The 12,898-nt window shown below is 70.5% G+C and carries 13 protein-coding genes; 8 read left to right on the forward strand and 5 right to left on the reverse strand.

The window, feature by feature from the left end; translation table 11 throughout:
* Positions 1-104: 104 nt before the first annotated feature.
* The 8 genes from ET471_RS00980 to ET471_RS01015 all read left to right on the forward strand — a co-directional run bounded on the left by ET471_RS00980 (position 105) and on the right by ET471_RS01015 (position 7,101).
* Complete coding sequence (locus ET471_RS00980) at positions 105-467, forward strand: hypothetical protein (RefSeq protein ID WP_129186197.1); 363 nt, start codon at positions 105-107, stop codon at positions 465-467.
* Positions 464-3,604 carry a GntR family transcriptional regulator gene (locus tag ET471_RS00985; RefSeq protein WP_129186198.1) on the forward strand — a complete coding sequence of 1,047 codons (3,141 nt, stop codon included), beginning with the start codon at positions 464-466 and terminating at the stop codon, positions 3,602-3,604. The genes ET471_RS00980 and ET471_RS00985 overlap by 4 nt, the downstream gene beginning before the upstream one ends.
* A gap of 80 nt (positions 3,605-3,684) precedes the next feature.
* Positions 3,685-4,083: a helix-turn-helix transcriptional regulator gene (locus ET471_RS00990; RefSeq protein ID WP_165350353.1), complete on the forward strand. Its 399-nt coding sequence runs from the start codon at positions 3,685-3,687 to the stop codon at positions 4,081-4,083.
* Between the two features lie 5 nt (positions 4,084-4,088).
* Positions 4,089-4,661 carry a PIN domain-containing protein gene (locus ET471_RS00995; RefSeq protein ID WP_129186200.1) on the forward strand — a complete coding sequence of 191 codons (573 nt, stop codon included), beginning with the start codon at positions 4,089-4,091 and terminating at the stop codon, positions 4,659-4,661.
* Between the two features lie 127 nt (positions 4,662-4,788).
* Complete coding sequence (locus tag ET471_RS01000) at positions 4,789-5,217, forward strand: single-stranded DNA-binding protein (RefSeq protein ID WP_129186201.1); 429 nt, start codon at positions 4,789-4,791, stop codon at positions 5,215-5,217.
* 9 nt (positions 5,218-5,226) lie between these two features.
* On the forward strand, positions 5,227-5,811 hold the full coding sequence (locus ET471_RS01005; protein ID WP_242496360.1) for a hypothetical protein: 585 nt from the start codon (positions 5,227-5,229) through the stop codon (positions 5,809-5,811).
* 50 nt (positions 5,812-5,861) lie between these two features.
* Positions 5,862-6,836, forward strand: coding sequence for a class I SAM-dependent methyltransferase (locus tag ET471_RS01010; RefSeq protein ID WP_129186202.1), 975 nt, complete (start codon positions 5,862-5,864; stop codon positions 6,834-6,836).
* 46 nt (positions 6,837-6,882) lie between these two features.
* Positions 6,883-7,101: an excisionase family DNA-binding protein gene (locus tag ET471_RS01015; RefSeq protein ID WP_129186203.1), complete on the forward strand. Its 219-nt coding sequence runs from the start codon at positions 6,883-6,885 to the stop codon at positions 7,099-7,101.
* Positions 7,102-7,151: 50 nt separating this feature from the next.
* Here ET471_RS01015 and ET471_RS01020 read toward each other — a convergent pair whose 3' ends face one another.
* The 5 genes from ET471_RS01020 to nrdH form a co-directional block, all read right to left on the reverse strand.
* A complete protein-coding gene (locus tag ET471_RS01020; protein ID WP_129186204.1) occupies positions 7,152-8,435 on the reverse strand; it encodes a tyrosine-type recombinase/integrase in 1,284 nt (427 codons plus the stop codon).
* A 353-nt stretch (positions 8,436-8,788) separates the two neighbouring features.
* Positions 8,789-9,769 carry a class 1b ribonucleoside-diphosphate reductase subunit beta gene (gene nrdF / locus ET471_RS01025; RefSeq protein WP_129186205.1) on the reverse strand — a complete coding sequence of 327 codons (981 nt, stop codon included), beginning with the start codon at positions 9,767-9,769 and terminating at the stop codon, positions 8,789-8,791.
* An 84-nt stretch (positions 9,770-9,853) separates the two neighbouring features.
* The gene (gene nrdE, locus ET471_RS01030) at positions 9,854-12,007 is read right to left on the reverse strand and encodes a class 1b ribonucleoside-diphosphate reductase subunit alpha (RefSeq protein WP_207207307.1); all 2,154 of its coding nucleotides are present in this window, start codon (positions 12,005-12,007) and stop codon (positions 9,854-9,856) included.
* Positions 12,004-12,435, reverse strand: a complete 432-nt coding sequence (nrdI, locus tag ET471_RS01035; protein ID WP_129186206.1) for a class Ib ribonucleoside-diphosphate reductase assembly flavoprotein NrdI — start codon at positions 12,433-12,435, stop codon at positions 12,004-12,006. The genes nrdE and nrdI overlap by 4 nt, the downstream gene beginning before the upstream one ends.
* A gap of 62 nt (positions 12,436-12,497) precedes the next feature.
* Complete coding sequence (gene nrdH, locus ET471_RS01040) at positions 12,498-12,737, reverse strand: glutaredoxin-like protein NrdH (protein ID WP_129186207.1); 240 nt, start codon at positions 12,735-12,737, stop codon at positions 12,498-12,500.
* Positions 12,738-12,898: the final 161 nt, after the last annotated feature.

Below are 12,898 nucleotides of genomic sequence, written 5' to 3' on the forward strand. Positions count from 1 at the left end.
CCCTCCGAGCACCGTGGGCGCGGGCCCTGGCGGTCGGTGCGTGTGGCACACCTGCATCGCAGAAGCGGCACCGCCCGGGTGCCGCCGCGTGCAGGAGGCCTCCGATGCACCCGCTCGTCCTCGACCGGTCGTCGCACCTGCCTGACCGGGCACCGTTCACCGCCGCGCACCGCGAAGCGCACCGCGTCGCCCGTTCGGCGTTGCGTGCCCTGGACCTGGGCGCACCGTCGCGCCCGGCCGGGTGGCGGTACCGCGACGTCGTCACCCTCCTCGACCGGCTGGACGCCGACGACGGGCGGCGGCGGGTCGAACCCGCGACCGGGACACGACCCGAGCTCGTCGCCGCCGCCCACGCCGCCCTGCAGCGACTGGCCGATCTGGGCGCTCCCGCCGACGACGTCGCCGTCGTCGTGGCCGCGCTGCGGGCGGCGGTCGCCGGCGAGGCCGAGGCGCGGGACGCGCGATGACGTACGGGCCGGTGATGGGCGACCTGCTCGACGCCCTGCACACCCTGGTCGCCGACGCCCGCCGCACCCCCGTGCTGCTGGACCGCGCCACCCACGGCGACACCGCCGCGCGTGAGCGGGTCCTGGCACAGGTCACCGGCTTGCGTGAGCCGGTGGCGCGCGCCCTGGCACGCCTGGTCACCTTCGCCGCCGGGGAGGAGGCCCGGCACCGCGCCGAGGCCACCTACGAGCGCGAAGTCGCCCAGCAGGCGGCACGTCACGGAGCCCGCGCGGGGACGCAGATCGCAGCCGCGCTCGCCTCCCCCGCCCCGCGAGGCCTCGCCGATCAGATCGCACGCCACGCCGCGGCCGCGGCCACCCGACACCTCGCGGTTGCTGACGGCGCCGTCCCCTCGCCGCAGACCGTGACCGAAACGCTCGTGCGCCGCGCGACCGAGCGTGTCGCCGCCGGCGCCGATCTGACCGACGCACGCCGGCTCGCGGACCCGGCACTGGCCGGCCGGCTGCCCGAGCACGCCCCCGCCACCGCCCTGGCCACCAGCGCCCGACAGCTCCAGGCGCTGACCCGCACCACGCACGCCGCCGACCTGGACGGCTCACCGATCCCCGTCGTCGCGACCTGGCAGGCCGCCGCCCGTGCCGCGATCCTGCTGACCGAGCGGGAGCTGCCCGCACTCGGCTGGATGACCGTCGAGCAACAGGTCGCCCTGACCCACGACGCCGCCCAGGTCCGTGACGCGCTCACCCTCCTCGACACCTTCTGGGCCGCACCGCTTCGCACGGCGGGCCACCAGCCATGGCCCGCCCTCCCGAACATCCCCGCCGACCCCGACGCCACCACGGCAGGCATCGACCACCTCGGCCACCACCCCACGCCGCCCCGGCCGGTGACGGGAGACGGCCTCGGCGAGACGGTGTGGGCGCTGCGGCAGATCACCTTGGGCCTGGGGCGGGCGACACCGCACGCGCGGGCCGCCGAACAGGTCGCCGCCGCCCTGACCCGCATCAGCCACCGCGCCGCCGCCCTCGACCCCCGCACCGGTGCCTGGTCTACCCACGCGACCGCGCTCGACGCGTTGTGGCTCGAGCTGCAGGACGTGCACTGCGGTGCCGGCTCCCGGGCCGCCGCCCCCCTGGCCGACGACGCCGCCCGAGCCCTGACCGCCCTGACCCGTCTCGACCCCGACGACGCCACCCGGCTCCTGACGGCCGTGCACGACACGGCACACGCCCTGGCCCGCAGTGTCGCGTTCGCGATCGGCACCCACCTGTACACGGTCATCGTCGACTACCGGCCCGGCCCCGTCGTGCGCGCGACCCGCACCCTGGTCCCCGTCCACCAGTTCGCGACGCCAGCCACCGCGCCCAAGCTGCACGACGCCCTCGCCAGCGTCGAGGCCGCCACCCGCCACCGACCCGCCACCCCTGAGGATCTCGCCGTCGACGTCGCTGATGGCGCCCGGGTCCGGCTGGGACGGCTGGTGGCCACCGTCAGCGAGGCCACCACACCCTGGACGCCGAGACCGGCCCCGCCCGCTACGGCACCGCAGGTCGCGAAGATCTACGCCTTCGTCCGCGACCGGATCGCGGACGGCACCTACACCGGCGCGCTGCCCCCGGCGGCGAGCCTGGCCCACCGCGTCAAGGACGGCTCGACCGCCGCCGCCCGCCAAGCCCTGGCCCGGCTCGCCGCGGAGCACCTGATCACCATCAACCCACCCGGCCTCGGCCCGGCCGCCGCCGTCCGCCGCCCCGGCCCGCCGACCTGGGCGGGGGTGGCCGACCGGCTGCGCGAACGGATCACCGACCGCGTGTACACCGGACGCCTGCCCTCCACCCGGGCCCTGGCCGCCGAGCTCGGCGTGTCGACCACCGTCATCCACACCGCCGAAGCAGCACTCGCGGCGCAGGGGCTCGTCGTGCGGGTCCGCGGCAGGTACGGCGGCACCTTCACCGCCGACACCACCCCCACCCCGGCACCGACCGCGCGATGGCGGGCGGTCTACACCGACCTGCACGACAAGATCACCCGCGGCACCCTCACCGGACGGCTGCCCGCCATGAGCGTGCTCGCGAAGCAGTACGAGGTCAGCGTCTCCACCGTGCACCAGGCCGTCATCCACCTCACCGGCGAGGGCCTGACCTACCAACGCCCGGGCGGCCCCGACGGGGGCACCTACGTCGCACCCGTCGAGACCGACCCCGGCCCGTGGCAGGCGCTGGCCGACACGCTGCGCACCCGGATCGCCCGCGGCGAACTGTCCGGGAGGCTGCCCACCCCCGCCGCCCTGGCCCGTGCCCACGACACCGACGTGGCGACCGCCGCCCGCGCCGTCGCCCAGCTCGCCGCCGATGGCCTGCTCACCCACCGCATCAGCGGCAACCAGCGCGGGCTGCACGTCACCGCCCCGACCGACCGGGAGCATCCGGCCGTGTGGCGCACCATCTACACCGACCTGCGCGCCCAGATCACCGACGGCACCCTCACCGGACGCCTGCCCTCACGCCGCGACCTCGCAGGCGCCTACAACACCAGCACCGGCCCGCCCGCCCAAGCCATGCGCCGCCTCGCCGACGACGGCCTGATCACCCTGGTCACCGGCACCGGCCCCACCGCCGGCGCCTACGTCGCCACATCGGATCCGCCCACGCCCCGCGGCGAGACCTGGACCAGCGTGTACCAGCAGATCCGTGACCGCATCGACGACGGCACCTACACCGGCCGCCTCCCCGCCGTCCCCGACCTGGTCGCCGCGCACCACACCACCCGCGCACCCGTCTACAAGGCGCTGCGCCAGCTCACCGCCCACGGGCGCATCTACACCGTCAACGACGGCATCCGCAGCGGCACCTTCATCACACCCCCCAACCGGCGCCAGGTCCGCTCCCGGCGCTGGGACGTCTACGACGACCTGCGCCACCGCATCACCACCGGCACCCTCACCGGATACCTGCCCACCCTCGACCACCTCGCCCGCCAGTACGCCACCGGCCGCAAGCCCGTCACCTACGCCCTCGCACGCCTCACCGACGAAGGCCTCCTCGCGCGCGACGGCCACCGCCCCACCGTCGTCACCCTCACCCAGCCGAGCGCGACGACCCCCGATCCGCTCGCGTCGGCAGGACCCGCGCTGTGAGCTCTCTCCATGCCACCCCGCACCCACGACAAGGACCCACCATGGTTGCTGTTATTGCAGATATCGGTAGGCTTGGTCTCATGGCCTCTCACCGCGTCGCGACGACCCTCGACCCGGTCGACCCGGAGGTCCGTGCGGCAGCCCGGGCGCTCGCCGACCGCCTGAACGACGACACCCCGGTCGAGGCAGTCGTGCGCTCGATGCTCGACGACGTCGCCCACGGCGCCCGCGTCGTGGTGCTGCGCGCGCAGGACGAGGTGACCCCCGCCCGAGCGGCCGAGCTCCTCGGGGTGACCCGCCAGTTCGTCGACCGGCTCACCGCGGACGGCGCCCTCACGTTCCGTCGCCTGCCCGGCAGCCGGCACCGCCGTGTCCGCGTCCAGGACGTCCTCGACCTAGCCGCCGAGCGCGAGCAGCGCCGCACCGGAGCCGAGGCGCTGCGCACGGCGATCTCGGACGCCGGCCTCGACCAAGGCTGACCGCAGTGGCCCGCCTCCAGCGGGTCTTCATCGACACCAGCGAGCTGTACCCGTTCACGATCATGGACGTGCTGCTCACCTTGTCCGAAGACCTCCTGTTCACCTGGGTCTGGACCGACGAGGTCCTCGACGAGTGGGAGCGCGTCATCGTCGACGACGGCGTGCGCACCGCCGCGTCGCCCCGCTCGGTCACCGGCGCCGTGCGCACCCACTTCCGCCGCTACCGCATCGATCCCGCCCGGTACCGGCACCAGATCACCGAAGACCTGTCGAGCGACCCCGGCGACCGCGCCCACGCCGCCGCGTGCATCTACGGCGACGTCGACGTCCTGCTCACCCGCGACGCCACCGGGTTCCAGGCCCCCGCCCTGGCCGCAGCCGGCGTCCACGTGACCAGGTCCGACGACTACCTGTGCACCCTGCTCGCCCGACACCCCCACGCCACCACCGAGTCCTTCACCCGCACCGCCGCCAGCCGGAAGAACCCTCCGGTCAGCACCGTCGAGCTCGCCGCGATGATCGCCAACGCCGGAGCGCCGAGGTTCGCCGAGCGCATCCACACCCGCCTCCCCCTCTGACAGTGAGCCCACCCCTCGACTGCCGCGACGCGCCCCTCAGACAGGCAATCCGGTAGCACGACGCGCACACCTTCTGGGCAACAGAGCGACCACCACCTGGAGGTCGCGTGGCGTGCAGGAGGGTCCGATGTCGATCCCGACCAGGCAGTGCATCGTCGGCGAGGTCGCCTCACGGCCAGAGTGGTCCCGCACCGTGACGGGCTCCAAGCGGCTGTACGCGCGGATCACGGTCACCGCCCGCCGCCGCCTGCCCGACGGCACCTACTCCGACCCGCAGACCACGACGCACGCGTTGGTGATGTTCGGGGGTGTGGCCGAGCGGAGCCGCACCCGGCTGCGGCAGGGCGACTTCATCGTCGCCGCCGGATACGTGCGCGCGAACACGACCGGGAACGGTGAGGAGTTCGTCGCGCGCTGGTGGGGACACGAGGCGCGGCACACCGAGTACACCGTCACCCGCACCCCCACGCGCGTCCGGCTGCCGTTCCGGCCTCGCACCCCCACGCCGCCGCCGGTCCCGCGGTTCGTCGCCCCAGACCCCGCTCCGGCAGCCTGAGGACCCGCCATGGTCGACGCGCAGTCACACGAGCCCGCCCGGCACCGGCCGCCGCGCGCCCGCCGCCGCCCCGAACCACCCGCCCCGGGCTTCGGGGGACCGGAGGCCGAGCCGCCCGGGCCGATCAACTGGAACACCCTGCGACCCGAGGAAGCCGAGGCCGCCTGGGCCGAGCTGGACGCCTGGGTCACCTGGCTACGCACCGCCTACGGCCTCTCCGTGCTCGAGGTCCCGCCGTTCTGGCACCGCCACGACGAGCTCGTCTGGGAGCTGTCCGCCCTCCACCTGCACTGGCTGGCCTGCTACGGCGACGGTGCCGCACCCTCCGCACCGCTGCAGTGGCACAAGGACCTACGCGAGGCTCGGATCCGGCTGCGCGAGTGGGTCGCCGCCTGCGGCACCCAGACCACCTCCGACCGGCCCACCCTCATCGCGGTCTGGCCCGGCGAACCGGCCCGCGACGTCGAGCCCGCCCACCCGATCACCGACCGCGACGCCGACTTCCGCGCCATGGTCCTCGCCGACGTCCACGAACGCCAGGCCGTCCTCGACACCCACCGCCTCACCGCCGCCCCCGGATCGGCAGGTGCATGATGCACCGGCTACCCGGCGCTCTCGAGCGCGAAACCGCGGACCTGACCGCGATGGCCGACCACATCCGCACCAACCCGCACCAGGCGTACGTCGCCGTGCGCAACGCGCTGTGGCCCGCCCTGCACAGGCTCGGGTTCGACGGCGGCGACGTCCTGATCCAGGGCGGCGGCGCACCCACCCTCCTCAAGATGCCCGGTGCACCCGAGATCCCCGAAGACTTCCTGGCCGCGCACCTGGCACGCCTCGACCGCCTCGACCCCGACGCGCAGCACCAGCCGGCGCCACGCGGCGGCGAGGGCGACTACGACCTGGTCATCGCGTCCCTACCCTGGGCCGACGTCCAGCTGCGGGACCCGGCCCGCTGGTCCACCCGCCTGCACCGCCACCTGCTCATGACGATCGCCGCCACCCGTCTCGCCCGGCCCGGCGGGCTCGTGGCCGTCATGACCACCCACGACCTCATGGACACACCCAACCCGGCACCGCGGCGGGCGATCCTCAGCAACGCCACGTTCCTCGGCGCCGTGCGCCTGCCCGCCGGAGCCCTACGCCCCCAAGCCGGCACCGACAACGTTGTCGACCTCATCCTCCTCAAGACCCGCACCCCCGGACCACACGAGACCTCCCGCCCCTTCGAGGCGACCGTCACCGTGAACATCGGCGCGCAGCCCGTCACCCTCAACCAGCACTTCGACGACCACCCCGACCACCTGCTCGGCTCCATCGACGTCGAAGCCCGCGTCTGGGGACCACCCGTCATGACCGTCGCAGGCGACCTCACCCACCTCGCCCAGGACCTGCGCACCGCGCTCGCCAAGCTCACCGACGACGCCGCCCGTGACGGGCTCGCCGACCCGCCGGGGGCCCGCCCTGCGACCAGGCCCGACGTTCGTGGTGGGTGGGTCATCGACAGCGCCCGCCGATACCTGCCCGCCTTGTTCGACGTCGACGCCTACCGCGGACGAACACCCGCACCCGAGCACTGGCTGCGCCCCAGCCTCGACCCACCCGCCATCGACCTGTAGCTGCACACGACGGCGGGCAACCGTCTGCTGACGAAAGGAACTCGACATGGCTCACATCGCCTCACCACCGGCGCAGCGCGCACCGCAACTGATCTCGCTCGGATCCGCTGCCGAGCGCTTCGATGTCTCGGTCCAGACCCTGCGGCGAAGGATCGCGGACGGCACCATCACGGGATACCGGGTCGGCCGACTGGTGCGCGTCGACATCGCCGAGCTCACCGAGAAGTTGCTCATCGCCATCCCGTCGGTGCATCGAACGGCATGACCAACAACACCATGGGCTCCGGGTCTCAACGGCCCGGAGCCCATGTGCTGTCACGACTGTCCTGCGGCCTCCTTGGCGGCCGCCTCTTTGGCTGCCGCGATCTTCACCAGGGCGCGGTCGCTCATCCGCTCGGCGAGTTCGCGGTCACGTTCCATCGTCGCGTGTTGGTAACGCAGAACGACCCGGATATCCGAGTGGCCTCCGCGACGCATCAGCTCCGCAAGCGTCGCACCCTCTTGGGCAAAGATCGTCAAGCCTGTGTGCCGCAGGTCATGGAACCGAAACCCCGTGGGCAGGTCGAGGACGCTGTCGCGCGACTCGGCCCAGATGTAGCCCCACTTGGTGTTGGACAACGGCAGCTTGCCGAACGCTCTGCTCGGTACGACTGGTGCCTTCGCCTCGGGGGCGACGTACGCCGACAGATGTGCAGCAAGCCTGTCCCGCATGATCTTCGGGACGCTCATGGCTCGCTTGCCCGCGTCCGTCTTCGGATCCGTGTAGTCACCGGTGTTGGCGTTCAGTTGACGCCGCACGTTCAGCGTGGCGGTGCCATCGTCGTGCCACACGATGTCCCGACGTTGCAGCCCAAGTGCCTCCCCGCGCCGCAGCTGACACCAGGCGGCCAACAGGACGAGGATCCGCCACTCAGGCGGCGTCGCCTCGTAGATCTCTTCGACCTTCCAAGGGTCGATGACGTCGTCGCTCGGGTCGTGGTCCGCCCCGTGTCGCACCGACTTCTGCCTCGGGATCGAGACGGCTGGCGCGGCGGGAATGGTCCCGTCGCGAACCGCTTGGCGCAGGATCATCATCAGAACGACCAGCACCGGCCGAGTGATCCCGTTGTGTTCCGCTTTACGGTTGACCTCAGCGGGGATCGTGTCGAGCCTCGACACCATCTGCCGGATGCGCACGATGTCGATCTCCCGGACGGGGATGTCCCCGAACTCCGGGATGAGGTAGCCGGTGATCTTGCTCCGGTAGCTGCGCACCGTACCTGCCGAGCGCATCTTCCCCGAACGGCTCGGCGTGGTCCTCACCATGTCGATCCACTGCTCGGCATAGGCGCGGAAGCCGACGTTCCTGGCCGCCTCCGCCGCCCTCTCCGCACGCCGGCGCGCGGCCGCCGCAGCCGGCGGCTCCCAGCGGCCGTCGGCAATCGTCACCTGCACTCGTGCAAGCCATCCCCGCGCATCCGACTTGGTCTGGAACGTCAGCGCCTGGTCGTCCTCGGTTCGCGCCGGGTAGGTCCGCCCGTCAGGTCCCGGGTAGCGGGCTTGCCAACGTCCCGACGGCAGCTTACGCAAGCTGCCCCAGGTCTCGCGTGCCGTGCTCATCGCGCCCTCCAGATCGCCGCTCCGAACCTCCGTGCCACAGCCTCTGTGGCACGGACGGATGGGCGAGAAACCGCAGGATTCTGCGGATTGCTGGCGTTCAAGACGCGGTTCGTGATGCACGCTGTGGCACGGCCCCTGACGGGGCCAAACCGGAAATCGGTCCTGGTGCGAGCTCTCACCCGTCTGTCAGGTGTGCGCGTGCCACCTGCGTGCCACTCCGAACGAGTACCCCTGATCACTGGTGACCTCCTGTGTGTCTGGTCGGGAGGCACGCAAAGAGGCCCGGAACCGCAGAATTCTGCGGCTCCGGGCCTCTGATCAGCCCTTCGGCTCGAACGGGCTAGGAGGAGCTCCTAGAAGTCCCAGTCGTCGTCCGTCGTGTCGACCGCCTTGCCGATGACGTACGACGAGCCCGACCCTGAGAAGAAGTCGTGGTTCTCGTCGGCGTTGGGGCTCAGCGCGGCCAGGATGGCCGGGTTGACGTCGGTGTCCTCCTTGGGGAACAGCGCCTCGTAGCCCAGGTTCATCAGGGCCTTGTTGGCGTTGTACCGCAGGAACTTCTTGACGTCCTCGGTCAGGCCGAGCTCGCCGTAGAGCGCGTCGGTGTACTCGACCTCGTTCTCGTACAGCTCGAAGAGCAGCTCGAACGTGTAGGCCTTGATCTCGTCCTGACGCTCCTGGGACTCGTTCGCGAGCCCCTTCTGGAACTTGTAGCCGATGTAGTACCCGTGCACGGCCTCGTCGCGGATGATGAGGCGGATGAGGTCGGCCGTGTTCGTGAGCTTCGCGCGGCTCGACCAGTACATCGGCGCGTAGAAGCCCGAGTAGAACAGGAACGACTCGAGCATGGTCGAGGCGACCTTGCGCTTGAGCGGGTCGTCGCCGCGGTAGTACTCGAGGACGATCTCGGCCTTGCGCTGCAGGTTCGGGTTCGCCTCCGACCACGCGAACGCCTCGTCGATCTCCTTGGTGGAGATGAGCGTCGAGAAGATCGAGGAGTACGACTTCGCGTGCACGCTCTCCATGAACGCGATGTTGGTGTACACCGCCTCCTCGTGCGGGGTCAGCGCGTCCGGGATGAGCGAGACCGCGCCGACCGTGCCCTGGATCGTGTCCAGCAGGGTGAGGCCCGTGAACACGCGCGTGGTCATGAGCTTCTCGGCCTCGCTGAGCGTGGCCCACGACTGGATGTCGTTGGACACCGGCACCTTCTCGGGCAGCCAGAAGTTGCCGACGAGGCGGTCCCAGACCTCCAGGTCCTTCTCGTCCTCGAGGCGGTTCCAGTTGATCGCGGACACGCGATCGATGAGCTTGAGCTTCCCGGTGGGGGCCATGGGGGTTCCTTCGTGACTACTCGTGGTGCAGGGCTGCCGATACAGGGTTCGCGCTCGCGCGGGTTCCGCGCAAGAGGGCGAACCTCACAGCATGCAGGAGACGCAGTTCTCCACTTCCGTCCCCTCGAGGGCCTGCTGGCGCAGCCGGATGTAGTACAGCGTCTTGATGCCCTTGCGCCAGGCGTAGATCTGGGCGCGGTTGACGTCGCGCGTCGTGACCGTGTCCTTGAAGAACAGGGTCAGCGACAGGCCCTGGTCGACGTGCTGCGTCGCCGCGGCGTACGTGTCGATGATCTTCTCGTAGCCGATCTCGTACGCGTCCTGGTAGTACTCCAGGTTGTCGTTCGTCATGTAGGGCGCCGGGTAGTAGACGCGGCCCAGCTTGCCCTCCTTGCGGATCTCGACCTTCGCCGGCACCGGGTGGATCGACGACGTCGAGTTGTTGATGTAGCTGATCGAGCCCGTGGGCGGGACGGCCTGGAGGTTCTGGTTGTAGATGCCGTGCTCCATGACCGAGGCCTTGAGCGCGCGCCAGTCGTCCTGCGTCGGGATGGCGACGCCGGCGTCCGCGAACAGCTGCGCGACACGGGCCGTGGCGGGCTTCCACTCCTGCTCGGTGTACTTGTCGAAGTACTCCCCCGTCGCGTACTTCGAGTCCTCGAAGCCGCCGAACGCGCGCCCACGCTCGACCGCCAGGCGGTTCGACGCCGCGATCGCGTGGAACGCCACCGTGTAGAAGTAGATGTTCGTGAAGTCCACGCCCTCCTCGGAGCCGTAGAACACGCGCTCGCGGGCGAGGTAGCCGTGCAGGTTCATCTGGCCGAGGCCGATGGCGTGGCCGAGCTCGTTGGCGAGCTTCACGGACGGCACCGACTCGATCGACGTCTGGTCCGAGACGGCCGTCAGAGCACGGATCGCGGTGTCGATGGTCTTGCCGAAGTCGGGCGAGTCCATCGCCTTGGCGATGTTGAGCGAGCCGAGGTTGCAGGAGATGTCGCGGCCGACGTGGTCGTACGACAGGTCCTCGTTGAACGTCGACGGCGTCGAGACCTGGAGGATCTCCGAGCACAGGTTCGAGTGGGTGATGCGGCCCTTGATCGGGTTCGCCCTGTTCACCGTGTCCTCGAACATGATGTACGGGTAGCCGGACTCGAACTGCAGCTCCGCGAGCGTCTGGAAGAAGTCGCGGGCGCTGATCGTCGTCTTGCGGATGCGGTCGTCGGCGACGAGCTCGTCGTACTTCTCCGAGATCGAGATGTCCGCGAACGGCACGCCGTACACGCGCTCGACGTCGTACGGCGAGAACAGGTGCATGTCCTTGTTCTGCTTGGCGAGCTCGAACGTGATGTCCGGGACGACGACGCCCAGCGAGAGCGTCTTGATGCGGATCTTCTCGTCCGCGTTCTCCCGCTTGGTGTCGAGGAACCGCATGATGTCCGGGTGGTGCGCGTGCAGGTACACGGCACCCGCACCCTGGCGGGCGCCGAGCTGGTTGGCGTAGCTGAACGAGTCCTCGAGGAGCTTCATCACGGGGATGACACCGGAGGACTGGTTCTGGATGTGCTTGATCGGGGCGCCGTGCTCGCGGATGTTGCTCAGCAGGAGGGCGACGCCGCCGCCGCGCTTCGAGAGCTGCAGGGCGGAGTTGATGCCGCGCGCGATGGACTCCATGTTGTCCTCGATGCGCAGCAGGAAGCAGCTGACGGGCTCGCCGCGCTGCGCCTTGCCCACGTTGAGGAAGGTCGGGGTCGCGGGCTGGAAGCGCCCGGCCACGGTCTCCTCGACGATGTCGCGCGCGAGCTGCTCGTCGCCGTCCGCGAGACCCAGCGCGACCATCGAGACGCGGTCCTCGAAGCGCTCCAGGTACTTCTTCCCGTCGAACGTCTTGAGCGTGTACGACGTGTAGTACTTGAACGCGCCCAGGAACGTGTCGAAGCGGAAGTCCTTGGAGTACGCGAGCTGGAACAGCTCCTTGACGAACGCCGGCGTGTACTTCTCCAGCGTCGCGGCCTCGTAGTACTTGTTCTCCACGAGGTAGGCCAGCTTGGCCTCCAGCGTGTCGAACTGCACCGTGTTCGGGATGACGTGCTGCAGGAAGTACTGGCGGGCGGCCTCGCGGTCCTTGTCGAACTGGATCTGCCCGTCCGCGCCGTACAGGTTCAGCATCGCGTTGAGCGCGTGGTAGTCGAGCTGGAGGTTCTGCACCGGCAGCGCCGTCCCCAGGGTGGTGCCGCTCACGCCGACCTCAGTGATTGCCGTTGCCAAAATCGTCCCAATCCGTCACGGACGCGCTGGACGTCCTCTGCCGTGCCCAGGAGCTCGAAGGCGTACAGGTACGGGACCCGGCACTTCGCGCTGATGATGTCGCCGGCGATGCAGTAGGCAGCGCCGAAGTTGGTGTTGCCGGCGGCGATGACGCCGCGGATCAACGACCGGTTGTGCTCGTCGCCCAGGAACCGGCGCACCTGCCGCGGGACGGCGCCGCCCTCGTTGCCCCCGCCGTAGGTGGGGACGATGAGGACGTACGGCTCGTCGACCGTCAGGAAGCCGTCCGCGGGGCGGAGCGGGATGCGGTGGACCGCGATGCCGAGCTCGTCGAGGTGAAGCTTGCCGACGAACCGGTGCGTGTTCTCAGAGACCGAAGAGAAGTAGACAAGAGCAACCATGTCGTGCTCCCTCGTGGCGGCGTCCTCCGCGGACGCCGTGGGCGACAGTCAGGCCGTCGCGATCAGGCGCCGACGACGGTGCGGGCGAGCGCACCGATCTGGTCGGGGCGGAAGCCCGACCAGTGCGACTCGCCGGCGACGACGACAGGGGCCTGGAGATACCCGAGGCCACGGACCATCTCGAGCGCCTCGGCGTCCTTCGTGATGTCCACGACCGTGTACTCGATGCCCTTCTTGTCGAGGGCGCGGTAGGTCGCATCGCACTGCACGCAGGCCGGCTTGCTGTAGACCGTGATGCTCATGTTCGTCTCCCCTGTGTTGCCCTCGTGGCGGTGGTGCCCTCGTGAGTTGCGTTCGTGGTGCGGACGAGGCCGGTGCCTCTGACCTGGACTGACAGTCGTGAAGTTACGACGATGTGTTTCACGCGAGGCCCTGGCGGTCCGCAGATCCCAAACACTACACC

The organism is Xylanimonas protaetiae, from assembly GCF_004135385.1.
Classification (GTDB): Bacteria; Actinomycetota; Actinomycetes; order Actinomycetales; family Cellulomonadaceae; genus Xylanimonas; species Xylanimonas protaetiae.

Bases quoted from the DNA above. Each gene is read 5' to 3' on its own strand.
- ET471_RS00980 (WP_129186197.1), top strand. From the start codon at position 105: ATGCACCCGCTCGTCCTCGACCGGTCGTCGCACCTGCCTGACCGGGCA.
- ET471_RS00985 (WP_129186198.1), top strand. From the start codon at position 464: ATGACGTACGGGCCGGTGATGGGCGACCTGCTCGACGCCCTGCACACC.
- ET471_RS00990 (WP_165350353.1), top strand. From the start codon at position 3,685: ATGGCCTCTCACCGCGTCGCGACGACCCTCGACCCGGTCGACCCGGAG.
- ET471_RS01000 (WP_129186201.1), top strand. From the start codon at position 4,789: ATGTCGATCCCGACCAGGCAGTGCATCGTCGGCGAGGTCGCCTCACGG.
- ET471_RS01005 (WP_242496360.1), top strand. From the start codon at position 5,227: ATGGTCGACGCGCAGTCACACGAGCCCGCCCGGCACCGGCCGCCGCGC.
- ET471_RS01010 (WP_129186202.1), top strand. From the start codon at position 5,862: ATGGCCGACCACATCCGCACCAACCCGCACCAGGCGTACGTCGCCGTG.
- ET471_RS01015 (WP_129186203.1), top strand. From the start codon at position 6,883: ATGGCTCACATCGCCTCACCACCGGCGCAGCGCGCACCGCAACTGATC.
- ET471_RS01020 (WP_129186204.1), bottom strand. From the start codon at position 8,435: ATGAGCACGGCACGCGAGACCTGGGGCAGCTTGCGTAAGCTGCCGTCG.
- nrdF (WP_129186205.1), bottom strand. From the start codon at position 9,769: ATGGCCCCCACCGGGAAGCTCAAGCTCATCGATCGCGTGTCCGCGATC.
- nrdI (WP_129186206.1), bottom strand. From the start codon at position 12,435: ATGGTTGCTCTTGTCTACTTCTCTTCGGTCTCTGAGAACACGCACCGG.
- nrdH (WP_129186207.1), bottom strand. From the start codon at position 12,737: ATGAGCATCACGGTCTACAGCAAGCCGGCCTGCGTGCAGTGCGATGCG.